This is a genomic window from Clostridium sp. TF06-15AC (genome assembly GCF_003481165.1).
Classification (GTDB): domain Bacteria; phylum Bacillota; class Clostridia; order Lachnospirales; family Lachnospiraceae; genus Otoolea; species Otoolea fessa.
This window is the reverse complement of record NZ_QUKS01000002.1, coordinates 501,026-523,108: the sequence shown is the minus strand read 5'-3', so window position 1 is coordinate 523,108 and position 22,083 is coordinate 501,026. Positions and strand designations below refer to the sequence as shown.

The 22,083-nt window shown below is 50.1% G+C and carries 17 protein-coding genes; 3 read left to right on the top strand and 14 right to left on the bottom strand.

The features are described 5' to 3' along the window. Positions 1-26 precede the first annotated feature (26 nt). Genes DXC57_RS07050 through DXC57_RS07035 form a run of 4 tightly spaced genes read right to left on the bottom strand, consistent with a single transcriptional unit; the run spans position 27 to position 4,858 of the window. Positions 27-2,417 (bottom strand): potassium transporter KefB, encoded by a 2,391-nt coding sequence (locus DXC57_RS07050; RefSeq protein WP_118651737.1) that lies wholly within the window; start codon positions 2,415-2,417, stop codon positions 27-29. A 59-nt stretch (positions 2,418-2,476) separates the two neighbouring features. Next, complete coding sequence (locus DXC57_RS07045) at positions 2,477-3,094, bottom strand: HAD family hydrolase (protein ID WP_118651735.1); 618 nt, start codon at positions 3,092-3,094, stop codon at positions 2,477-2,479. Beyond that, a complete protein-coding gene (locus DXC57_RS07040; RefSeq protein WP_118522164.1) occupies positions 3,087-4,157 on the bottom strand; it encodes a GHMP kinase in 1,071 nt (356 codons plus the stop codon). The genes DXC57_RS07045 and DXC57_RS07040 overlap by 8 nt, the downstream gene beginning before the upstream one ends. Further along, positions 4,151-4,858 (bottom strand): nucleotidyltransferase family protein, encoded by a 708-nt coding sequence (locus tag DXC57_RS07035; protein ID WP_118651733.1) that lies wholly within the window; start codon positions 4,856-4,858, stop codon positions 4,151-4,153. The genes DXC57_RS07040 and DXC57_RS07035 overlap by 7 nt, the downstream gene beginning before the upstream one ends. 330 nt (positions 4,859-5,188) lie before the next feature. Between DXC57_RS07035 and DXC57_RS07030 the strand changes: the two genes are divergently transcribed. Beyond that, on the top strand, positions 5,189-6,532 hold the full coding sequence (locus tag DXC57_RS07030) for an MATE family efflux transporter (RefSeq protein ID WP_118651731.1): 1,344 nt from the start codon (positions 5,189-5,191) through the stop codon (positions 6,530-6,532). Between the two features lie 234 nt (positions 6,533-6,766). Here the strand turns inward: DXC57_RS07030 and DXC57_RS07025 are convergent, their stop codons facing one another. Together DXC57_RS07025 and DXC57_RS07020 are read right to left on the bottom strand one after the other, a co-directional pair. Further along, on the bottom strand, positions 6,767-10,759 hold the full coding sequence (locus tag DXC57_RS07025) for a glycosyltransferase (protein WP_118651729.1): 3,993 nt from the start codon (positions 10,757-10,759) through the stop codon (positions 6,767-6,769). A 16-nt stretch (positions 10,760-10,775) separates the two neighbouring features. Next, entirely contained in the window at positions 10,776-12,356 is a 1,581-nt protein-coding gene (locus DXC57_RS07020) for an ABC transporter ATP-binding protein (protein ID WP_118651727.1), read from the bottom strand. Positions 12,357-12,555: 199 nt separating this feature from the next. Here DXC57_RS07020 and DXC57_RS07015 point away from each other — a divergent pair, with 199 nt between their 5' ends. Together DXC57_RS07015 and DXC57_RS07010 are read left to right on the top strand one after the other, a co-directional pair. Continuing rightward, the gene (locus DXC57_RS07015) at positions 12,556-13,020 is read left to right on the top strand and encodes a methylglyoxal synthase (protein WP_022360055.1); all 465 of its coding nucleotides are present in this window, start codon (positions 12,556-12,558) and stop codon (positions 13,018-13,020) included. 86 nt (positions 13,021-13,106) lie between these two features. Then, the gene (locus DXC57_RS07010; protein ID WP_118651725.1) at positions 13,107-14,420 is read left to right on the top strand and encodes an MATE family efflux transporter; all 1,314 of its coding nucleotides are present in this window, start codon (positions 13,107-13,109) and stop codon (positions 14,418-14,420) included. A gap of 569 nt (positions 14,421-14,989) precedes the next feature. Here DXC57_RS07010 and DXC57_RS15455 read toward each other — a convergent pair. From DXC57_RS15455 to DXC57_RS06965, 8 genes are all read right to left on the bottom strand, one after another. Next, a complete protein-coding gene (locus DXC57_RS15455) occupies positions 14,990-15,196 on the bottom strand; it encodes a hypothetical protein (RefSeq protein WP_107000704.1) in 207 nt (68 codons plus the stop codon). 436 nt (positions 15,197-15,632) lie between these two features. Continuing rightward, positions 15,633-15,911: a helix-turn-helix transcriptional regulator gene (locus DXC57_RS06995; RefSeq protein WP_107000705.1), complete on the bottom strand. Its 279-nt coding sequence runs from the start codon at positions 15,909-15,911 to the stop codon at positions 15,633-15,635. Between the two features lie 17 nt (positions 15,912-15,928). Continuing rightward, a complete protein-coding gene (locus tag DXC57_RS06990) occupies positions 15,929-17,059 on the bottom strand; it encodes a type II toxin-antitoxin system HipA family toxin (RefSeq protein ID WP_118651801.1) in 1,131 nt (376 codons plus the stop codon). Positions 17,060-17,422: 363 nt separating this feature from the next. Continuing rightward, positions 17,423-18,559: a hypothetical protein gene (locus tag DXC57_RS06985; RefSeq protein WP_181357195.1), complete on the bottom strand. Its 1,137-nt coding sequence runs from the start codon at positions 18,557-18,559 to the stop codon at positions 17,423-17,425. A 116-nt stretch (positions 18,560-18,675) separates the two neighbouring features. Beyond that, a complete protein-coding gene (locus tag DXC57_RS06980; RefSeq protein WP_118469204.1) occupies positions 18,676-20,082 on the bottom strand; it encodes an MBOAT family O-acyltransferase in 1,407 nt (468 codons plus the stop codon). Positions 20,083-20,219: 137 nt separating this feature from the next. Continuing rightward, positions 20,220-21,035 (bottom strand): ABC transporter permease, encoded by an 816-nt coding sequence (locus tag DXC57_RS06975; RefSeq protein WP_022360049.1) that lies wholly within the window; start codon positions 21,033-21,035, stop codon positions 20,220-20,222. An 18-nt stretch (positions 21,036-21,053) separates the two neighbouring features. Further along, on the bottom strand, positions 21,054-21,608 hold the full coding sequence (gene rfbC / locus DXC57_RS06970) for a dTDP-4-dehydrorhamnose 3,5-epimerase (protein WP_022360048.1): 555 nt from the start codon (positions 21,606-21,608) through the stop codon (positions 21,054-21,056). Between the two features lie 90 nt (positions 21,609-21,698). After that, positions 21,699-22,082 carry a DUF2304 domain-containing protein gene (locus DXC57_RS06965; RefSeq protein WP_022360047.1) on the bottom strand — a complete coding sequence of 128 codons (384 nt, stop codon included), beginning with the start codon at positions 22,080-22,082 and terminating at the stop codon, positions 21,699-21,701. Between the last annotated feature and the right edge of the window lies 1 nt (position 22,083).

The window sequence follows — 22,083 nt, the reverse complement described above, 5'->3', positions numbered from 1 at the left end:
TTTCCTCCTGTCAGGTTTTTCGATGTCTATTGAGCTTCTGCATCATAAAATAAATACTCCCGCTCAAACATTTCCAGATTGTTCTGCGCTTCTTCCTCCGGCACCGCTGTGTCGGATACACGCGCAAGCATATTTCCATTTTCAAAAAACAGATCGGTCAGGCTGCCGCTGTGGATCAGCTCCCGCAGGAGATCCAGACTCCACTCCCAGCTTCCCGGTCCCAGATAGCCTGCTTCCGCGTAGACATAATCTGTCTTCGCATACGCCATATAGGTTTCAAACGCCTCCGGCGAGTTGACGAGTTCGACGTTGCCCCACGGTGATGTAATGTCCTTATACGACTCCACATTGCACGGGAACTGCAAACAATACGGATGCGTTCCAAATGCGATCACCCGGTTTTCCGGATTCTGCGACACTTCCTGCCAGATCAGCGTATTTCCCTTTTCCTCCATCCGCGCCTGTTCCTGCGCCCGATGGTTGACACGCCCTTTATTCAGAAAATGAATCTCCGAAAATCCGGCCGTCCACGCCCAGCTGCTGATCGCCGTGACAATCAGATTTAATACCAGCAGCGGCGCCAAGCACTTCGACGCGACCGGATAAAAGCCGATTTTCTTAAAATACTCCATCGCCCGGCATGCCCCCAGAATCAGCATAGAATACAGAAGCATGAAATAATTTCCGTCGATCTGGTAAAGCATCGACAGGCTGATCAGGCTGACGATCACAAATGGGAAGAAAATTACCAATGCCGCGTTCCAGATATGGGACTGCTCATCTCCCTTTTTAGACAAAATCCCATAAAGCACCAGCATCACAATCAGCACCGCCATCAGCGAGGTTCCCCACGCCAGAATTACATGCCCCATATCTTCACCCTGCGGCTGCATCAGCATCTGCCAGATGCGCCGCGCCAGCACATGAAGCGTTGATTCCTCCTGATAATTCTGCGGCAGCTCCGAGGTGGCAAATGGGTATTTCATTTTAAAACCAAACCATGCAAAAATCGAAGTAAACACCGAAGTGACCGGCATTCCCGTGATCTTCATCGTCCGCGCCCAGATACCAACCAATGCCCCAAATGGCAGGCATAAGGAGCCAATCAGGCGGACTATATGGTGAAACAGGTCAGCCGCCGCCCCGCGCTCATGAAACCAGAACCACAGAAGGTACAGCCCCATCATGCCAAATACGGCAGTGGAAAAGACCAGGGAGGTCGGCTTCATCGTGAGGGACAGGAAATAGGAACCGGCTGCCCCGGAGAGGAATATCCAATGATTTTCATACACATGAATATACTGAAAGAAACATCCCAGCATAATAAGCTGCAGCAGCCACGTAATCAAATCCGCCTTGGCTGTGAGCGCCATATTCATGATGCCCGGCACCGAAACCGTCAAAACAGCTGCCATAATTCCCGGCAAGACGCTGCGATACGTTAGTTTCTTCCCTGTCTCCTGCTTTCGATTACTCGTCAGCAGTTTCGCATTCCAGACCATCGCCCCAATTCCCAGGACTGCCAACCAGAGGTTAAAGAACGTCAGGTAGCTGTGACTCGCCAGATCGCAGAGCGGCAGGGTCAGCACCTCAAAGCCCTTCGAATACACATAGACCATGCCGACCAGCCCCGGATTCTCATAAAGCCCGGTTCCGCCTGCCACGATATACTGGGAGCGAACGCCATACCAGAGTGTATCAAAGTCGAGTGCGATATTCAGGCGTCCCACCTGAATCAGGAACATCAGGGCACACCAGCCAGCCGCCAGCGTCCATGCCCGGCGCACCCGGCGCGGTATTTCCCGCGATACCCCGCTGCCATCCAGCATCCAGGAAAGCGTCTGCCATCCCATGATGCACTGGCAGGAAATCGAGGAAAAATCAAAGCCCAGCGCCGCCGCACCCAGAGCATAGACGCTCAGGCGCATCCAGGCGATTTTTCCAACGCCAAGGGCAGAAAGGAGGCAATACACAACGATTGCAAAGGAGGCGCCAAAAAGGAAGTCCATATAAAAAGAAAAATAAGACCGCTCCCAGACCGTTCCCCTGAAAAACACCCGTTTTCTCAAAAACCGCCCGATCGCCAACAGGCTAATCAGATACACCGCCGACACCACCATCGGCAGAAATACCACATGAATCCAGGAAAACACCAACACAACCGCCGTCAGCCAGTACATCCGGCTGCGTCCGCGCTTCAAAAGCGCCAGCCCCCCAAAGATCAAGACTGCCAGAATCGCAATCTCCACATACATCCGTTTCGATTCCGTGAAATGAATGTAATCCGCAAAAAAACCATTTCCCGTAAACAGCGTTTTCGCCGGAATCAGAACCGCCGCCACGCAGAACAGCACCAGAAAAAGACCAGCCATGCGCACGGCTGCGTCTGGTCGTCCGTTTTGTCTCTGATTCTGCATGTCGATGGTTCCTCTCTTTCTAGTTTATGTACTCCCGGAATCTTTTTGTGAGCCGCATTCTATATACGCCCGCCTAAAATCCCGCGCACCGCATCCAGCAGCGTCTCCGCATACGCATCATAACCGCCCGCCGGACAGCTTCCGTCCTCTTTTATAAGTCCAGCCGCCCTATCTTCCGCGTGTTCTTTTGCCCCATAGCCAGTTCCGACAAGGACTCCGGTCACGCCGAAGTTTTTTCCTGCCTGCGCGTCGATGCGCTTGTCCCCGATCATATAGGAATGCACCTTATCAATGCCCTCCGGCAGATCTCGCTCTGCCATCTCAAACATTCCCGTCTCCGGCTTGCGGCAATGGCATTTTTTCTTATAAAGTCCAATCCCATGCTCCGGGTGGTGCGGGCAATAGTAGAACGCATCTACGTGTGCTCCGTCACGCTCCAGCACCTCATTCATATAATCATGAAGGATTTTTACATCCGCCTCGGTATAGTAACCTCTCGCCACGCCCGCCTGGTTGGTAATGACGATCACCTTATATCCGGCCTCGTTCAGGAGACGGACTGCCTCTGCGGTGCCGTCAATCAGCTTCAAATCTTCTTTTCGGTGAAGATAATTGACCTCCACGTTCATCGTACCGTCACGGTCAAGGAATACTACTTTACAGTTATCTTTACACATGGAATGTATACTCCTTATCCGGCATCTGCACCTGAATATCACGGTAATCCCAGCGGTCCTCATCGCAGATCCAGCTCTGTGCACCGCGCAGTTCGAAATTCCAATCCATCAGCTGTCCGCCTGCCGCTTCCAGACGGTGCGCCACCTGATGTTTAACGTTGTATGGGCAGTACACAAGAAGGAAGCCGCCGCCGCCAGCACCTAAAAGCTTTCCGCCGAGGGCGCCCGCTTTTTTCGCCTCGTCATAGAGCATATCAATCTGCGGATTTGTGATCTTGCTGCTCATCCGCTTCTTGCTCTCCCAGCCGTAATCCAGGAGGCGGCCGAAATTGTGGAGATTTCCCTTTAAAAGCTCGTCCTTCATCGCATAGGAAAGCGCCTTTACCTCGCACATCGCCTGAAATGCATCCGGTTTCTTATAGTTGCTCACCTGATCCTTGATAATATTCGCAGATACATGGATATTGCCCGTGTAGCATAACAACAGGTTATACTGCAGCTCATTGATAATATCGCGGCGGATGCGGAGCGGGTTTACCACGACGTTGTTGCGTCCGTGAAATTCGATAAAGTTAAAGCCGCCGAAGGTCGCCGCATACTGATCCTGATAACCGCCGGAAATCCCCAGATCGATCCGCTCCACGCCGTAAGCCAGATCCGCCATCGCATAATTATCCAGAGTAATTCCTTTCCAGCGCGCCATCGCGGTCAGAAGACTTACCATGACGGTCGAGGAGGTTCCAAGTCCCGAACCAGCCGGAGCATCACACTGTAAATAAACCTCGCATCCCTGCTTGATATCCATCGCCCGCAGCGCTGCCGTGACAAGATCCAGCCGTCCATCGCAGACGTAATTTTCCTTCGCATTGTACTTGACTGTCATATCAAAATCCAGGGAATGAACCGTGATCTGGTCATCATCCCTCGGAATGATCGAACAATATGCATATTTATTGATAGTACTTCCGATAATGGCACCGCCCTGTTCTACACAGAATGGTTCTACATCCGTACCGCCGCCGCCAAAGCTCACGCGCAGCGGCGCTCTTCCTCTGATTACCATGTAATGTCTCCTTTTCTTACGTCCTCCTGAAACCGGAAATAATCCTCCGGCACACCGATATCAATAAAATAGCCATCATTTACGATGCCGCCGAGACGTCTTCCCTCCTGCATCCACCTGGGGATGCACTCATTTTCCAGCGAAACTTTTCCCTCCGGAACCTCGTCCAGCAGCGCCCGCTTCATCAGGTACACACCGCCGTTGATCGTGCCCGCCCCAGTATTGCCGTTTTTCTCATTAAAAGCGGTCAGCAGCCCGTCAGTCAGGCGCGCCGCCCCATAACGGGAAATATCCGGCACACCGCGCAGAACCAGCGCCATCTCCAGATTTTTTTCCTGCTGGATCCGTCTCAAATCGCCGAAATCCATCTGATAAAATGTATCGCCATTCAGGACAAAAAACTGCTCGTCCGTCACATATTTCCCGGCATTCTTGATCGCGCCCGCCGTGCCGAGCAGCTCTTCCTCATACGCATACCGCGCCCGGATGCCAAACCGCGATCCGTCTCCAAAATATTCTTCCACCATGCCGCCCTTATAACCGACGGCAAAAATAATATCATCAATTCCGCTTTTTTTCAGCCCCTGAAGCACATACTCCAGAAACGGCTTACCTTCAACCAGCGCCATCGGTTTCGGACGATCGCTTACCACACTGCGAAGCCGCGTCCCCAGTCCGCCAGCCAGAATGATTGCCTGCATACTGTACTTCCTTTCTGTCTGTTGTTTCCAACTCAATTTTTACTGTTTTTATACTGAAAGATACAATTTTTACTTTTGTCAATCTGTCAACCGCTATTAAGTCCAGTTTAACTTATATATCTTACCACATTTCCCTAATGATTTCCACTAGATAGGGCGGTTTTATGCTGCTCCAACTCCTGTTACTGTTCACACATGTGTGCCCAGTAACGGGAGCTTGTCAATGCTTCGCATTCCAAATCGGCATGATTCGACAGATTTTTTTATTTGGCAGACACTCTGTTCCGTGCTACAATCTTGGTTATAAATTGGGATTTGGAGGAAATGCATATGGCACGTGATATGACAAAAGGAAATATAACCGGACACCTGATCACCTACGCGGTTCCGCTGGTGTTCGGCAACCTCTTCCAGCAGCTCTACCACACGGTCGATTCGGTAGTCGTCGGACAGTTCTACGGAAAAGAGGCGCTGGCGGCAGTCGGTGCGGCGGGTCCGATCATGAATATCCTGACTTTTCTGATTGTGGGACTGTCACTCGGCGCATCGATTTTGATGGCAAGCTACTTTGGAGCAAAAGATTACCAGCATTTGAAAGATGAATTTGCGACCTCTGTACTCTCCGGACTGCTTTTGACCATCGTGCTCTCCGGAATCTCACTGGCCGGAAGCCGCCTGTTTATCCGCCTGACGCAGACGCCGGAAGAGATATCGGCGCAGGCATCCTTGTATTTGCAGATTATCTCGCTGGGTCTTATTTTTACCTTTTTTTACAATATTTTCTCCGCCGCCCTGCGTGCGATCGGAGATTCCAGAGCGCCGCTCTATGTCCTGATCCTGACGACCATTGTCAATGTATTTCTGGATGTATTCCTGGTTGGCATCTGCCGCCTCGGTGTTCCCGGTGCGGCAATCGCTACAATCATCTCGCAGGCAGTCTCTGCGCTCGCCCTCTTTGTCTATATCTGGTCGAAAGTGCCGCTCTTACGGCTCGGCATCCGGGATCTGAAACTGAAAACCTCGATGCTCAAAAAAACGATCGATTTCAGCTCCATTTCCGCCGTCCAGCAGACGATTCTCTACGTCGGCCGCCTGCTCGTCCAGTCCGGCGTCAATGCGCTCGGTGTCGATGCAGTTGCCGCTTTTAATGCCGTCTCCATCATCGACAGCTACGTGCTCGCCCCGGGCGACAGCCTCGCGGCATCTATCACGACGTTCTCCGCACAGAACCTCGGCGCGAAAGAGTATGACCGGATTCCGAAAGGGCTTCGGAAAATGCTGGTGATTGCAGAAATTTATATTATTTTGACAGCGGTGGTCGTGCTGTTCTGCCGTCACCCGCTGCTCGGCATTTTCTTGAAGCCGAATGAAACGGAGGCGCTGCGTCAAGGCATGTCCTATCTGGTGCCGATGGCTAGTTTTTACTTCATCAGTGGTATCACCAATACCTTTCAGGGATATTACCGGGGAATCGGGCACCTGATGATCACCCTGTTCGCGACTCTGGTGCAGATTCCGATCCGCGTTGTGATCAGTTATGCGCTGTTTGGACGGCTGGGAATTCAGGCTGTAGCGATTGGTACGACGATTGGATGGGCTTGTATGGTGGTATTTGAGCTTTTGATGTATCGGAGGTATGGACGGGTGGAAGCGCTGCGGAAGAACGATCGGTAATATAGCTTGCTTTCGCTACATCTGTTCGCCTGTGTCGGACTTACGTCCGCCTCATTCGGACAGATGGCTCAAGATGCGTACAATCGATAAACTGAGAGCCTGCAGCATGACGGCGTAGCTGCCTCTTTTCTTCCTTGAATAACTTTAAATTATCCTTACGCAAGAAAACGATCAGAAGCACATTCCCCTGATCGTTTTCTTTATTATATATAATTTTCTATCTTTTACTATTTTTTATTCAAAATCTTCCTTAATCACATTCCAAGCCGCATCAATACTGAAATGCTCGCGGATATAAACCTGCGTTTTCTCTGCCAGGTCTTCCAGGCGTTTTTCGTCTTTGTAGAGCTCTACGACTGTCTCGGCAAATTCGTCCGGCTGATCCTTGACGAGGAGAACTTTTTCTACATCCGGGATTCCCTCGCTGCCGACGGAGGTGGTGACGATGGGGGCACCGTTATAGATGGCTTCCACCACCTTGCCCTTAACACCTGCGCCGTAGCGGAGCGGTACCACTACAATCCGGCAGTTCCGGTACAGGTCTGCCAGTTCTTCTTCACTTACAAAACCTTTGACGATGATGCCGTTTCCTGGCTGTTCCAACGCTTTGATCTCGTCGGTTACTTTGGAACCTACAATGTAGAAGTTGACCTTGATCTGTTCCCGGATCTTCGGGAATACTTCTTTCGCGAACCAGAGCACCGCGTCTGCGTTCGGCGGATGCGCAAAGCCGCCGACAAACAGGAGTCCTTCCCGTTTGGCGAAGTCTTTGTTCAGATTCTGTAAAAACTCCTCATAGACATATGCCGTGATCGCCTTGACCGGAATCGTCTCATCAACGGCGTGGATCGCCTCTTCTTCGACGTAGGACGGATAATAAGACACCGCCACTTTGTGGAAGAGTGAAAACTCGATCGATTTCCAATATTCGGATTCCTGACGCTTCTTCACATCGCCGGTCAGCTCATACTCGCGGAACTCACGCATAAAATGAAGGTCGTGACCGTAATAAATCATCTTGATATCCGTGTGTTCTTTGATAAAATCCACATATTTTGTCGCGATATGCGGACGGTTCAGATATGCCACGTGGATATCTTTTCCATTTTTCACCAGCCAGTCCCAGATACCGGTCAGGTATTCCTGTCCGTAGAGGACCTCGATCCCCATCTGCTGCAGCGTAGACGTATACGGTTCCTCATGGAGGTAATTATCTCCGATAAATTTAACAACATACCCCTTTTTCAGGAACATTTTCAGGTACTGGAACGTTGTCTTGGAACCAGCGTCTTTGTCAAAGGTCGGCACATAGTGATCGATCACGACAATGATCTTTTTGCCCATGCTGCGCTCGCGTGCGCGGAATGGATTCGGATTGCCGTTGTTGACGCACTGGTTCTTAAACTCTTCTTTCCATTTTTCTTTGAGCTTCTCGCTGTTTTCCACCTGATACCGTTTCAGACCGGTTCCGTTGACATCCGTTCCGTTGGAAATGCCTTCGAAATGGATGACCTTGGATTTTGGCTGGTAAACGACGCGGTAGCCCGCTTTCCGCACCTCAAATGCCAGATCCGAATCTTCGCAGTACGCCGGGGCAAACCGCTCGTCGAAACCGCCGATCTGCTTCCAGAGTGCGGTGGATAAAAGGATCGCTGCGCCGGAAATATAGTCTACATCCTTGACGTAGTTATATTCTGCCTTATCCGGATCGTCGAGGCGGCCGTAATTCCAGCCGGAACCATCGCTCCAGATGATGCCGCCTGCCTCCTGTAAACGTCCATCCGGATATACCAGCTTAGATCCTACCATACCGATGGTGGAGTCAGATTCAATGAGATTTACCAGGGAGCTGAGCCAGCCTTCTGTTACCTGGGTATCGTTGTTTAAAAACATCACATATTTGCCGCGCGCCGCCTTGGCCGCCTGGTTGCAGTTGCGCAAGAATCCCTGATTGGTCTGATTGCGGCAGATCACCAGGTTATCGGCAAACTCCGCCAGATGCTCGGTGGCATCGGTTGAAACGTCATCTGCGATGATAACCTCATAACTCACATCCTTCGTATGCTCCAGAATCGACTGCAGGCACAGATAGGTATAGTGAATCTGATTGTATACCGGAATTACGATGGAAACCGTCGGATTTTCTTCCTTCGGAAGGTGGATTTTTCCGTAGGTCAGGTACTCCTCACCGATCTCAAAATCACCTTTGATAAGGTTCTTTCCTTCCCCGGTCGTGTACATCTTCATCATTTTGCCCGGATGGAGAATCGTCCGTTTCCAGTAGCCGAGCTTCTTGCGGCGTACCGTGCCCTTTGGATAGCACCGGTTAAATGCCTGTCCGAGCTTGCGGCGCACCTTGAAAATGACCGCCTCATGACCATTTAAGTAGGTCAGCGTCTTGCCAAGCTCTGCATTTTCATGGCGCAGATCGGAAATAATAACGTCCAGATTCGCCACGTGGTTATTCGTCAGGCGCTGTACCTCCTGCACTTTGCGGAGTGCCGTATCTTTTTCCGAATTTTCTGCCCGGAGCGCATCCAGACGCTCGTTTGCCCTTGCAAGTTCTCCGTCCACATGAGAAAGATCGGCTAATGTCTTCGTTTTTACCATGTAATCTTCTTGATAGGTGCGCTGGTTTTCCCCGTGCACGTACTCCTGGAAGCCCCGCTCCATCGCCTCGTAAAGCGAAAGCAGCTTCTCATCCGCCTTCACATACTCCGGGAACTGTCCGATAAATTCCCGCTCGGCCTGACCGCCCAACAGGCTCTTATAACGGCGGTAGAAATAAACCAGCGTCCTGTATTTCACAAAGCCAGCCGGAACCGGGAATAAGAAGACCCACTCATAGTCAATTGCGTAGGTTCCGTCCGCCGTCACCAGCATATTTTCAAAAAGGGCGTCAATGTTGGAAGCGCTGTAGCTCTCGTCCGCAAGAACTGCCCCTAAAGAAGCCCACCCGCCGCCATTTTCTGTTTCTTTATCCCGATAGGAATCCAGCTCGCCCAGCGCATTAAATACCTTGATAAATTCCGGTGTCACCGCAAATGGTTTGCGTTCCTCCGGGCGGATGTTGTAGATCTCATCCATCGCAGTCCGGATCGCGGAAACCTCCGCATCCGCGCCCTGGGCAGTCAGAATTTCTCCCAGAAGTTCCGCCCGCGTTTTTCCCTCTAAATACGGAAATACTGCTGTCATTCCCTCGTCCCGAAGCTCCGGTTTTGCCAGTTTCAGGGACGGATTCTGACGGTCAAGCACCTGATATTTTTCTTCGAAGGACTGGATGTGCGCCTTTCCCTCCGGATAGAGCGCCGTCTTCCAGACCTCGCGGGTTCCATTCTTTTCACGGATCTCTGTCCGGATCTGGAAGCAGTCTTCGCGGGTGCGGTTGTATTTCACATAGATAACGTCCTGTGAAGCATTCTCTGCTTCCGGCGCAGCCTGTCTCTGCCAAAACACCAGAAATGCATTCGCAAATTCCGGGAACCGTCCGTCCTCGCAGGCTGCATCGAGCGCCGCCCCCATATCCATCAGCATATACTGCGGACAGTCATAGACCGGTAACACACCGGTCAGATCGCCTTTTTTCGGCAGATAGGCATCTGAAAAAATCTCTCCCGCCGTCCGGTAATCCGGCATCGGATAGTAAAATTCCCCGCCCGGAAGCAGCTGCTTCATTTCGTTCCAGGAAAGTGCGCCTGTCTCCCGCTCTGCGCCTGCCATGTATTTCACGCCAAACCAGTTGGAAGCCGCCGCAATCAAGGTTCCATGAGCAGAAAGAAGCTGTTTTGCGGCTGTCATCTGCGCCGCGCGTCCAGCCCTATCTGCCGCCGTCAAATCCCCGATCAGCACTACATATCCATATGTCCCGCCGCACTTTTCCGCTTCCCTCGCATACGTCTCCACATCCGCACAGACATAGCGGATCTTCGCCACCAGCTCCGGCTCTGTCTGGAAACGACGGCGTACTACCTCCAGATTTTCTTCGGAAACATCCAGCACCGTTACCGATGATAAACGTCTGGCAAGCAGCCCTGTCAGCGCGCCCGCGTCCGCCCCGATCTGCAGCGCCTGCTGTTCCGGGTCAAATTGGCACCAGTCCAACAGGTTTTCCCGCAAATCTGCCAGTGCGTACAGATAGGAAAGCTTCTTATTTTCCCGCAGCGCCTGGCGCCGGTCACTGCCGTATTTATCAAACAGAGCAATCAGCTCCTGATTGATTTTTTTCATCTTATTTCTCCTTTTATCATGCCTGCAGATCTTCCTGTGCCGCCTCATCCGCACTAAGCGACTCCGCCTGCTTCGCTGCCTCTCCGGCCGGCGATAACCTGACTGCTACATCCGGCTCCATGTCGTAGACACCGACCGTATTCTTATTGGAAATAACGGTAATATTGGCCACATCGTAGAGACGGTGGTACACCACGTGCTCGCCGCCCTCAAATCCGGTACAGCTCATGGACAGCAGGTATTCGCCGCCCTGCAGGGTCATCTTCTGCGTAAACGCGACATCGTAAATATCGCCCTCCTTGACCGGATGGACATCCGTTCCCTCAAACAGGGTGTTCGTGCCGGTCAGGTCGGTTCCCTTCTTATCCTTGATCGTATAAGTAAAGATCGGTGCCTGAATCGGTGCATTGAAACGGATGCGCTCGCGGATGGTAAACTCTTCGCCTTTTAAGAGCAGGTTAGTGATATTGCCGCGCGCGTCCACCAGTCCCAGATCGAAGATCTGCGCCCTGCCGTCGCCGTACTCCTCGCGGTTTGCGTTGATCGTCAGCTTGTCGCGCATTAAGCCCGGCTTTTTCGCCGTTTCTCCGTTCAAAGCAGCCGGATTTCCGGTACCGTCCGATGCTGAAGCGACTCCATTTTCTGCGGTGCCATCCACTGCCCCGGAGCCGTTTACATTTCCGGCATCGTTATTTCCAACCTCATTTTCAGATGCACCGTTCTCCGCACTTCCGGCTCCTGATTTCTCCGCTTTTATTACCTTGTCCCCGGAAAAATCGTTCATCACCTCCAGCTCGGCGCGCAGCGCGTCCATCTGTCCTGCCAGAATCTTTTTATAGAGATCGACCATCTTGCCAGCCGAACCCTGTGCGATAAATTCTCCCTTATTGAGCAGCACTACCTTATCGCAGTATTTGATGATACTTCCCATATCGTGGGTTACCATGATGATCGTCGTGCCGTTTTTGCGGATCTCCTCCATGCGGCGGTAGCACTTGGACTGGAAAAAAACATCCCCGACCGAGAGCGCCTCATCGACGATCAGGATCTCCGGCTCGACGTTGATCGCAAGCGCAAATGCCAGACGCACGAACATACCGCTCGAGTACGTCTTGACCGGCTGATAGACGAAATCGCCAATCTCGGCAAAATCGAGAATCTCCGGCAGCTTTGCATCCATCTCTTTTTTGGTATATCCCATCATCGTACCGTTCATATAGATATTTTCGATACCGGTGTAGTCCTGGTTAAATCCGGCTCCCAGCTCCAGCAGCGCCGAAATTTTGCCGCGCACCGTCACCTCGCCGGTCGTCGGCGTGAGAACGCCGGTAATGATCTTAAGGATCGTCGATTTACCCGAACCATTCGTACCGATGATGCCGACCGTCTGACCTTTTTCAACCGTAAAGGAAAGATCGCTCAACGCGTAGAAATCCTTGTGGTATTCTTTATGGCTGACGCTCAGCGATTCTTTCAGCCGGTCGATCGGTTTATCATACAGCCTGTATATCTTGGTCACATTTTTCACTTCGACCGCGTACTTCTCTGCGTTCTCCGCCTCTTGTGCCCCTGTGTTTGTTGTATTTTCAGCAGACATATATCTTTCTCGTTCCTCCTGTTCCACTATTCTCGTAGTATAGCATGTTTTCTATGTTTCTTGCAATTCCTGTACGCAGAAAAACACACCTCTTTCTATGTACTCACGAAAAACATTCGTATTTTTTTGTGAAATGTTTTGTATTTTCTTGACAATATCCAGATGCTATGCAAAAATCATGGCAAAGGAGGATGATTCTATGGATTTTTTAACAATGACAATTCGAAAACAAAAAAATATTGCACTCATCGCACACGACAATAAAAAACGTGAACTCATCGACTGGTGTGAGGCGAACAAAGAGATCCTCAAAAAACATTTCTTATGCGGAACCGGCACAACCGCCCGCATGATTACGGAATATACCGGGCTTCCGGTCAAGGGCTATAACAGCGGTCCTCTGGGCGGCGACCAGCAGATCGGTGCAAAAGTCGTCGAGGGACAGGTTGATTTTATCATCTTCTTCTCCGATCCCCTGACCGCCCAGCCGCACGATCCGGATGTCAAGGCGCTTCTTCGAATCGCCCAGGTTTACGATATCCCGATCGCCAACAATAAAGCGACTGCCGATTTTATGATTACCTCGCCGCTGATGGATGAGGAGTATGAGCATGACATCATCAACTTCCACCAGAATATTAAAGAGCGGGCCAAGACGCTGTAAAAAACACATTCTCCCTTGTATTTATTCTCATTCTTCGGTACAATGGTCGTTACCGTTTATGAGAACAGATACAAGGGAGATTTTTTATGTTGCAGAAATTTTTTAAATACATTTTCCAAAGCATGGCGGGCATGCTGGGAATTTCCGTCTACATCCTCGCAGACACCTATTTTATCTCGGTCTACTCCGGTGCAGATGGTCTGGCGGTCTTAAATCTGATTTTACCGGTTTACGGACTGATCTATGCGATTGGCGCCATGATCGGGATCGGATCGGCGACCCGTTATGCCATCGACCGTGCGCAGGGCAAAAGCGCCAGCTTCTATTTTCTCTCCGCCGTAACCTGGGATATTCTCATCAGCATTCCGCTGGTGCTGGCAGGCATTTTCATCCCGGATAAAATCTTGCAGCTTCTCGGCGCAGACGCGGGGCTGACCGCGCTCGGAAAGCAGTATCTCCGCATTATTCTGACTGCCTCGCCGTTTTTTATGTCCAACTACGCGTTCACGGCGTTTGCGCGCAATGACAGCGCTCCGGCGATCGCGATGCTCGGCTCCATCGCCGGAAGTATGTTCAACATCGTGTTTGACTACGTCTTCATGTTTCCGGCAGGTCTGGGACTGACCGGCGCGGCGCTGGCAACGGCATTCTGCCCGCTAGTGACGATGATCATCTGCAGCACGCACTACCTGGGAAAACACAATCAGGTCGGATTCCATTTCCGCGCTCCATCCCTGCTCCACCTGATCGCCTGCTGCCAGCTCGGCGTATCCGCCTTTGTCGGCGAAATATCCTCCGCCGTGATCGCGATCGTCTTTAATTTCCTGCTTCTGGGGCTCGTCGGAAATGTCGGTGTCGCCGCTTACGGCGTCACTGCCAATCTCTCCGTCGTTGCCATGTGCCTGTTCAACGGACTCGCGCAGGGCACGCAGCCGCTCATCAGCGAGAGCTACGGAAAAGGCGATCACACGCAGAGCCGCCAGTTCCTGACCTGGGGCGTCATCGCCTGCCTGATCGTGGAAGCGCTCATTCTGGTGCTGACCTGGAGCATGACCGATCCACTGATCCAAATCTTCAACCAGGAGCAGAACGCCGAACTTCTGCATTACGCCCACAGTGGGCTCCGGCTGTATTTCCTGGGCTTTCTCTTTGCTGGCATCAACATCCTGCTGGTTGCCTATTTTTCCGCCGTCGCGCAGCCAAAACCAGCCATCGCCGGTTCTCTGCTGCGCGGGGCCGTCGCTATCATCCCTTGCGCTGTCACACTGGCGCGCCTGTTTGGGCTGAACGGTGTCTGGCTGTCTTTCCTGGCGTCGGAAATGATCACTTTCTTCGCTATTTTGCTGCTGGCAAGGTTGGAACATACTTCCAAAGAATTACATAATTTTAAAAAAATTTAATTTTTCCCAAAAAATATTTGATATTTTACATCATGCGTAGTATATTGACAAAAAATCGAACACACCAAAACCGTTGAAACGGAGATCAAAGCAGCATATGCGCGCACAGAGAGTCCGGGAGGCTGAGAACCAGATCGAGATGCAGGCTGCCAAATGGACCTCTGAGGGCGCAGCCAAAAGCTGGATATATTTTCAGCCCAGTACTCTGCGACGTAGGGCATACGTTCGTTGCCGGAGATATGCAGGTATCTCGCAAAGCGCATGGAGTCACTCCATGAATCAAGGTGGCACCGGCGTCCAGAGTGAGATCACGACCGATATCGGCGCGATAGTAAATCTGGTAAAAGAAGAAAGCGATATCCCGTGTGCCGTATATGGCAGAATACGTGAAATCCATGAAAAACGCGATTCGGTAAAAAAGAAAACCGTCTGTAAAAGAATCTTTCATTCTTTCTCAGACGGTTTTCTTTTTCTGGCTTCAGAAGCCTTGTTCTGTCGTAAATGCTTTAGGTTGGTGGTAACTCATCCAATTCTGCCGGATGGTTATAAGCTTGCGAGCAGATTATCCATTACATTTCGCACAGAAACTCTTTTTCTACTTCTGCCTCAGACTCGGTATAACCTAACTGTGCAGCTAAACGATGTACCAGTACCGGCATTGCTTCCTGCTCTAAGGACTCGGAAACTACATGCTTTTCTGCTGGTGTGTTGTAATATGCCTGATATAAATTCTCCTGATATAAACCGTTATTGAATGTTCTTGTTGCTTTCATCATGATAATTACCTCCATCAAATAAAATTATATTTTTTCATATGATAGGCGGAAATCCATTGCAATATTCTTATGATACTATTACGATATCCGTCTGTGAAAATCTCTTGTTTCTTTCGATGGCAATAATATAACACTGTCAAACAAAAAGTACCATCCCCGGAAGTGGTATAAACTTATAAGTTATTTGCAATTATATAAACATAAGTTAATATATGTAATAAGTACCAATTTTGACACCCTGACTATGTACAAAAGTTACAAAAACATCCATATTTGAAATATAAACAAAAACGTCCGGCGGCGATTTTCGGATTTGTGCATCCCGCCTAAAAAAGAATGTACCTTGGCTCATTCGGGCGTCTCGCGCGGTCGCCTGCGAACGGTTCTGGCAGGGCTACGCGGATGGGCGCTGCCTACACAATGCGTGAACGGTGGCTTAACGGGATTCGCGGATTACCTCCTCAATATTTTTGTACGGAACCCGCGTAAAAAGCCCCCGCAGCTCTTCCGCCAAATCCAGTGCCATCGCGATTTTTGTGAGTGACAAAAGGGAAATCTGCCCCGTCGCCTCAAATCGCTTAATTGAGCCATAACTCACCCCACTCATGTCCGCCAGTCTCTGCTGTGAAATAGCGCGGCGTTTCCGGATGTTACGCAGCCGTGATGCCAGTTTCTGATCCAGTTCATCTGCAGTTTCCCAGATAAGTGCTTCCATATTGCTCTCCTGCCTCTCTAAAGATAATGACCTAACATGTCCTGCACACATGTACGAATCTGTTTTATCAGTTCCATGCATCTCGTTTTTTTCATTCCGGCTGCAAGCCCAACTGCAAGCAGCTCCTTCTCACCCGGATTTCGTCCATTGCCATCTACGCTGGTCGTATGTTCCCCATAATATGTGTTGCTGTACGTCAGATCATACGCTGGTCCCAGGCGCCATTGCTCTTCCTCCTCCCGATATATATAAGTAAAATTCTTTGAATGATCATCCCGGTTGTGGGCAAACACATTAAAACACATACGGCGGAACATGTTTTCTATATCTTCTGCCTTCCCGTTCGTCAATATTTTCGTTAATTTCATCAATTGATGGTAATCCAGACTTGGCTGTTCAAAATCCAGTTCTAATAACGCCGCTGCCGTCAGCATATGAACCCGCTTTACCATCCCATTTTCTATTTCCCGATCAAATCGTCTGGTTCCAAAATATCCTTTGCATCGCCTTGAGGGAAACAATCTCGATTCACTCATGACAATTCCGCACTGTTTTGCACAGCACGCATAGTCATACTCCATCTTCCCTGCATCTTTTCCATCTATATGTGCCGGAAATTTAATCAGCCAGTCCTCTCCCTGAATCTGCGTCATAATTTTCGGGCGCGCACCTCCGCTTGTACCGCCCAGCCGGTACAGTTCATCCAGTTTGTCCGAGTATTCGGTATTTAATATTTTCTGGCAGGCCTCCGCAAGTTCGTCCAGATTATCATTTTTCTCCTCAACCGAAAGTTCCCGTTGCGGACGATAGGTCAACGCCCCCATCCCAGATCTTCCCACAACCGCCAGCCGATCTAACACTGTCCAATCGTCTGGCTGCTGCTTATGCGCCAGCAAAAGACGCCGCCAAAGCAGGCGCCCCCACGCATCTGGCAGGCTATCCGCAAACACCCCAAACAAACCTTCAAAATAATCCTTATTTGGAATAAACACCTGCTTTTTCAAAGGCAGTGAAAACGGACTGATCGAAAATCCCTCTTCCAGCCATGCATCATCATACTCAAATGCCACCTTGTGATTCGCTGTTAATGCAAGAGTTCCTACCAGTCTGTCTTCATACATAACCTGAAGTTTCTTTCCTGTCTCCATCCGCCCCATCCTTTCTCCTTTATTATCCCATAAACACAAACTTTGGGGAAATTCTATTTTAATTTTTTCCATTTAAATCATGGATAATATATTATCTATTAATGCTATATTTTATTTGTTTTGTATAATATATTATCCATTTATTTTAATCTATCCACCCCTGATTTTCAAGCCTTCTACCTTCGCTTTTCAAAATTTCCCTCTTTACATCCTCTTCCATTTTTTTATAATAACCCTCGCGCAACAAAATATGGAATCAAGAGGCATAAAAAAAGAATCACCCGAACTAGCACTTTACGAGTGATTCTTTTTATTTAGTTTTAAAAAAACTTTGCAGCCCCTTCCGCCCGGACATCCGGCACCTTACCCGTCCTTCTCCGGCACCTCATCCCGCCAGACAACCGTCTCCACATCCTCAAACAGCTCCTGGTTGCGCTCGACCGTCAGATAGACAAAATCATCCGGCTGGTACTCATCCAGAAGCGCCTCCGTGTATGTGTCAAAAGTCGCAAACACCGTTTTCCGGTACAGCTTCGGCATAAAATATTTAAGGTTCTGGCTAAAGGAATCGCCTACCACCAGAAGTGTTTTATCATTCGGCGAATCCGACTCAAATACTGCAAAGCTGTTGTCCTCGTTCATATCCACCGTCGTAGCCGTCACCTCCGGCAGATAATTCTGAATCACATATTCGGTATCGTCGCTGTACTCTGCTGCCATGTTAAGCATCCGCGCCAGGTCTCCGGACGCCGGTCCTGCCGCCTCAATCGAGACTGCACTGAGCGGTGTAGAGGTTCCAAGCAAAGTCTGTGCAATCTGCTGGCTTCCGATAAAAGAGCCGATCTGGTTCCAGTGCGTATCATATTTGTAATAAAGCTGATACGTGTCCGCCTCTTTCAGAAGCTCCGGCTTCATGTCATACACCGGAAGTCCCTGCGCCGCAAGCTCCGGGAGCGCCGCATCCAGACGCGACTCACTTCCGTATACCCGGACCGAATCCGGCATATATTCCGCATAGACACTTTCCTTGTTGGGTGCCTCAAACATCACAAACCGGATGCCGCGCTCTTTCATTTTCTCGTTTACCGAGGTAATCGCGTCCGCCAGCGCTGTTTTCTCATCCGCCGTATAGAGATTTGTCCGCTGATAATCCGCCAGCGCATCCTCGCCGTCCTCCGAAACGGTGTAAAACAGCCAGTTTTCTTTTCCGACCGTCACATCCGAAATCGAGCTTTCATTTAAAAGCTCCAGATCCAGCTTTGTCTTCGCCTTGACAAATAGATTTTTAAACGGAACATGGTCGTTGTAATACGCTTCAAATTCCGTCGGAATATTGTCAAAATTGGCAGCCGACAGTTCCGGAAAGGATGCCAATTCCCTGTTTTCATAATTCTGCTGGTCCAGATGGCTCCTGACCGCCGGATAGACAAGCGTCGGCAGCACCAGGCTCGCCGCAAAGGAACCGATCAGAAGTATTTTTGTCCCTGTCTCTCGATTCATATCTCTCGTTTTCTTCTCCCTGCATGAATCCATCTTTCTGTACTTTCACGCCCTGCCGCCCATGCCTTCATTTTTATGTTCTCATTGCACAGGCAAGCATGCTTTCTACACCGCTTTTAAAAACGGAAATAAATAAATGGATTGTATGTATTGTTGACAAGCAGCAAAATGGAAAACCACAGGATCGCCATGTAGCCGATCCAGCTTGTGACCGTCACCGAGCCATCCTGCGCCAGCACGCGCCCTTTCCATTTCATCCAGAACCACTGCACCGGACCACATGCCAGCAGCGCCGCCGCCAGAAACATCCAGAGTTTCCGGTTCATGTAGCGTTCCATCAAAACGACTGCGCTGTGCGGCACAAACATATACCGGATAAAGGAAAATGCCTGCCCGATCGTGTCCGCGCGGAAGAAAATCCAGCCGATCAGCACGACAAACACCGCATAGATATGCGCCAACGGCCGGAATTTCTCCTGCTTCAGCCATTTTCCCAGAAAACAGCGCTCCAGCACGTTGAAAAAGCCATGGTAAATGCCCCAGAAAATGAACGTCCAACCCGCTCCGTGCCAGATGCCGGTCAGCAGAAAGACCGTCCAAAGGTTGACATACGTCCGCGCCGTGCCCCTCCTGTTTCCGCCGAGCGGAATGTACACGTACTCTTTAAACCAGCTGGAGAGGGAAATATGCCATTTCCGCCAGAAATCCTGGATCGAAGTCGCTGTATACGGCAGCCGGAAGTTTTCAATAAATGTAAAGCCAAACATTTTTCCAAGCCCAATCGCCATGTCCGAATAGCCGGAAAAATCGAAATAAATCTGCAGCATATAGAGAAGCGCCGTCAGCCAGAGCATCGCCTGGCTCACATCCGCCGCCTGATACGCGTAGACCGCGTCCACCACCTCGGCAAAGGTATTTGCCAGGATGACCTTCTTTCCCAGACCGAAAATAAAGCGTTTCACGCCGTAAGAAAAGCCCTCCAGCGTGACGGTCCGGTTTTCGATCTGCTCCTCGATGTCATGGTATTTCACGATCGGTCCCGCTATGAGCTGCGGGAAGAAGGAAATATAAAGCATCATGTTGAGCGGATTTTTCTGTGCCTGATTTTCGCCCCGGTACACATCCACCACGTAGGAAAGCGCCTGGAAGGTATAGAAGGAAATTCCGATCGGCAGCGTCACCTGAATCGCCGGAAGCGCTATATCAAACCCGCGAAGCAGCGGATTCAGCACCTCGGCGAGGAAATTGTAATATTTAAAATAGCCGAGGATCAGAAGATTGAGCGTCACGCAGAGCGCCAAAAGCCATCTCTTTTTCCCGAATTTCTCCACCAGACGCCCGAAACCGTAGTTGAGCAGAACCGAAAAAATCATGAGCACCACATACCGCGGTTCGCCCCAGGCATAGAAAAAGAGGCTGAATACGGTCAGGATGCCGTTTTTGAACGGTTTGGGGCTCACGTAGTAGAGGAGCAAGATGCAGGGGAGAAGAACCCATAGGAAGATGATTGAGCTGAAAACCATTTTATGTAAACTCCTATTGATAAGTTGTCGCAGAAGGGAGCTGCCGGAGTCGGCACTGGCAGCTTCTCAGATTATCGTTGTTCGCATCTCGATAATCCAATAGCCATCAACACCATCTACAGCAGCTCCCTTCCCATCTACAGTACGTCTGAGAAATGGGGACGAAGTTTTTTGAATACCTTCAGTCCTATTATCATCAAAATAAATGTTACCACCCAGAAATAAATCGTCATCGTCGGCCGCTCGAAGAACCAGCTTCCCGTAAGCATGCTGTCGCGGTAGCCTGCGGCGATGTAGTAGAATGGGTTAAGCTTGAATACCCACTCCAGCCAGGATGCGCGGCTGGTGAAGATTGCCTCGTCGTACATGATCGGGGTCAGCCACATGCCGAACTGGAGGCAGATACCGACGATCTGCGCCATATCTTTAAAGAATACCTGCACGGCGCTGGTAAAATAGGTAAGCGCCAGTCCAAGCATCGACGCCGCAAAGGAATAGTATAACACCTGAATCCAGGTTGCAGACGGCATACGCCCGTCAATCAGGTACAGCCCCGCCATAATGATCAGGAAGCAGGCATGTACCAGAAAACAGGAGATAAGCTTGATAACCGGAAGCATCTCCACTTGGAATACTACCTTTTTAACCAGATAATGGTACTCCTGCAGGCAGTTTGTGCCCGTATTTAAAATCTCGCTGAAATAAAACCACGGGATGATACCCGGCGTCAGCCAGATGACATAGGTCGCCCCCGGAACCGGCGGCGCATTTTTCATGCCATGTTCACCGAAGATGAACGCATAGATCGCGATCGTAACCATCGGCTGGATAAACATCCAGACAATTCCAAAGTACGAGCCGACAAAGCGCTTGCGGAAATCCGCCTTGGCAAGCTCGGTGACCAATTTTCTTTTTCCTATCAGTTCCCGAAACAGGGAAATCAGTTCCCGCATTCTATCCTAACTCCATTCTTAAAATTTGAATGCATCCCGGAAGCCGCCCCATTTCTGGTCTTTCTCCGAAATAATCAACTCCATGCCTTCCTCGATCGGCCACTCAACGCCAATCTCCGGATCGTTCCATGCCATACCGCCCTCATCGCCAGGATGATAAAAATCGGTACATTTGTATGCAAATTCTGCCTCATCGGACAGTACCAGGAAGCCGTGTGCAAATCCTTCCGGAATGTAGAACTGCTTCTTGTTCTCCGCGGAAAGAACCACGCCAAACCATTTTCCGTAGGTCTCAGAACCAGTACGAAGGTCTACCGCCACATCAAATACGGTACCACGCACTGCACGCACCAGCTTGCCCTGCGGATACTGTTTCTGGTAATGAAGTCCGCGCAGAACGCCCTTGACAGACATGGACTGGTTGTCCTGTACAAATACCATGTCGAGTCCCGCCTCATGGAAATCGTTCTGATTGTATGTCTCCATAAAATAACCGCGCTCGTCCTTGAAAACAGTCGGTTCAATTACATAAAGTCCCTTGATGTCACATGGTGTTACTTTAATCTTTCCCATTTTTCTATCTCCTTCTTATGCAGGTATTTCAATTCATTTTTCAATACGTAACTGGCATCATCCTTTTCGGCTGTGCCATCTTTAACTATATCATTCGTTTTTCTGGCTGACAACCTTTTTTACAGATGTTTGTGCCTCTTTCCCCCGCTCATTTTCATCCAGCGCAATCTTCTGCGCCAGATCCTTGATCTTCGTCTCCAGCTGCGACTGTTTGATCGACATATGGAACATTTTCACAATCAGGAGGAAAATAACCGCCAGATAAATAAAATTGGCAGTCGTGTACGTTCCCGCCAGCTCCGCCAAAAGATCCGGCAGCCCCGGAAAGATACTGAACACAATGAGAATGGACGAGAATCCCAGCCAGAAAATCGAATCCTCGATCTGAAGTTTTGACTGCCGGATCTTCCGCATAATCATAAAGGTTGTCAGGATCGACACGACGATCAGGACAACTCTGAGTGTTGGCGTCATG

Excerpts from the sequence above, each read along its gene's own strand:
- DXC57_RS06975 (WP_022360049.1), bottom strand. The coding sequence starts at position 21,035 with ATGCGGGAACTGATTTCCCTGTTTCGGGAACTGATAGGAAAAAGAAAA.
- DXC57_RS07020 (WP_118651727.1), bottom strand. The coding sequence starts at position 12,356 with ATGTCTGCTGAAAATACAACAAACACAGGGGCACAAGAGGCGGAGAAC.
- DXC57_RS06995 (WP_107000705.1), bottom strand. The coding sequence starts at position 15,911 with ATGGAAGCACTTATCTGGGAAACTGCAGATGAACTGGATCAGAAACTG.
- DXC57_RS15455 (WP_107000704.1), bottom strand. The coding sequence starts at position 15,196 with ATGATGAAAGCAACAAGAACATTCAATAACGGTTTATATCAGGAGAAT.
- rfbC (WP_022360048.1), bottom strand. The coding sequence starts at position 21,608 with ATGGGAAAGATTAAAGTAACACCATGTGACATCAAGGGACTTTATGTA.
- DXC57_RS07010 (WP_118651725.1), top strand. The coding sequence starts at position 13,107 with ATGTTGCAGAAATTTTTTAAATACATTTTCCAAAGCATGGCGGGCATG.
- DXC57_RS07050 (WP_118651737.1), bottom strand. The coding sequence starts at position 2,417 with ATGCAGAATCAGAGACAAAACGGACGACCAGACGCAGCCGTGCGCATG.
- DXC57_RS06990 (WP_118651801.1), bottom strand. The coding sequence starts at position 17,059 with ATGGAGACAGGAAAGAAACTTCAGGTTATGTATGAAGACAGACTGGTA.
- DXC57_RS06985 (WP_181357195.1), bottom strand. The coding sequence starts at position 18,559 with ATGAATCGAGAGACAGGGACAAAAATACTTCTGATCGGTTCCTTTGCG.
- DXC57_RS07015 (WP_022360055.1), top strand. The coding sequence starts at position 12,556 with ATGGATTTTTTAACAATGACAATTCGAAAACAAAAAAATATTGCACTC.
- DXC57_RS07045 (WP_118651735.1), bottom strand. The coding sequence starts at position 3,094 with ATGTGTAAAGATAACTGTAAAGTAGTATTCCTTGACCGTGACGGTACG.
- DXC57_RS07030 (WP_118651731.1), top strand. The coding sequence starts at position 5,189 with ATGGCACGTGATATGACAAAAGGAAATATAACCGGACACCTGATCACC.
- DXC57_RS07035 (WP_118651733.1), bottom strand. The coding sequence starts at position 4,858 with ATGCAGGCAATCATTCTGGCTGGCGGACTGGGGACGCGGCTTCGCAGT.
- DXC57_RS07025 (WP_118651729.1), bottom strand. The coding sequence starts at position 10,759 with ATGAAAAAAATCAATCAGGAGCTGATTGCTCTGTTTGATAAATACGGC.
- DXC57_RS07040 (WP_118522164.1), bottom strand. The coding sequence starts at position 4,157 with ATGGTAATCAGAGGAAGAGCGCCGCTGCGCGTGAGCTTTGGCGGCGGC.
- DXC57_RS06980 (WP_118469204.1), bottom strand. The coding sequence starts at position 20,082 with ATGGTTTTCAGCTCAATCATCTTCCTATGGGTTCTTCTCCCCTGCATC.
- DXC57_RS06965 (WP_022360047.1), bottom strand. The coding sequence starts at position 22,082 with ATGACGCCAACACTCAGAGTTGTCCTGATCGTCGTGTCGATCCTGACA.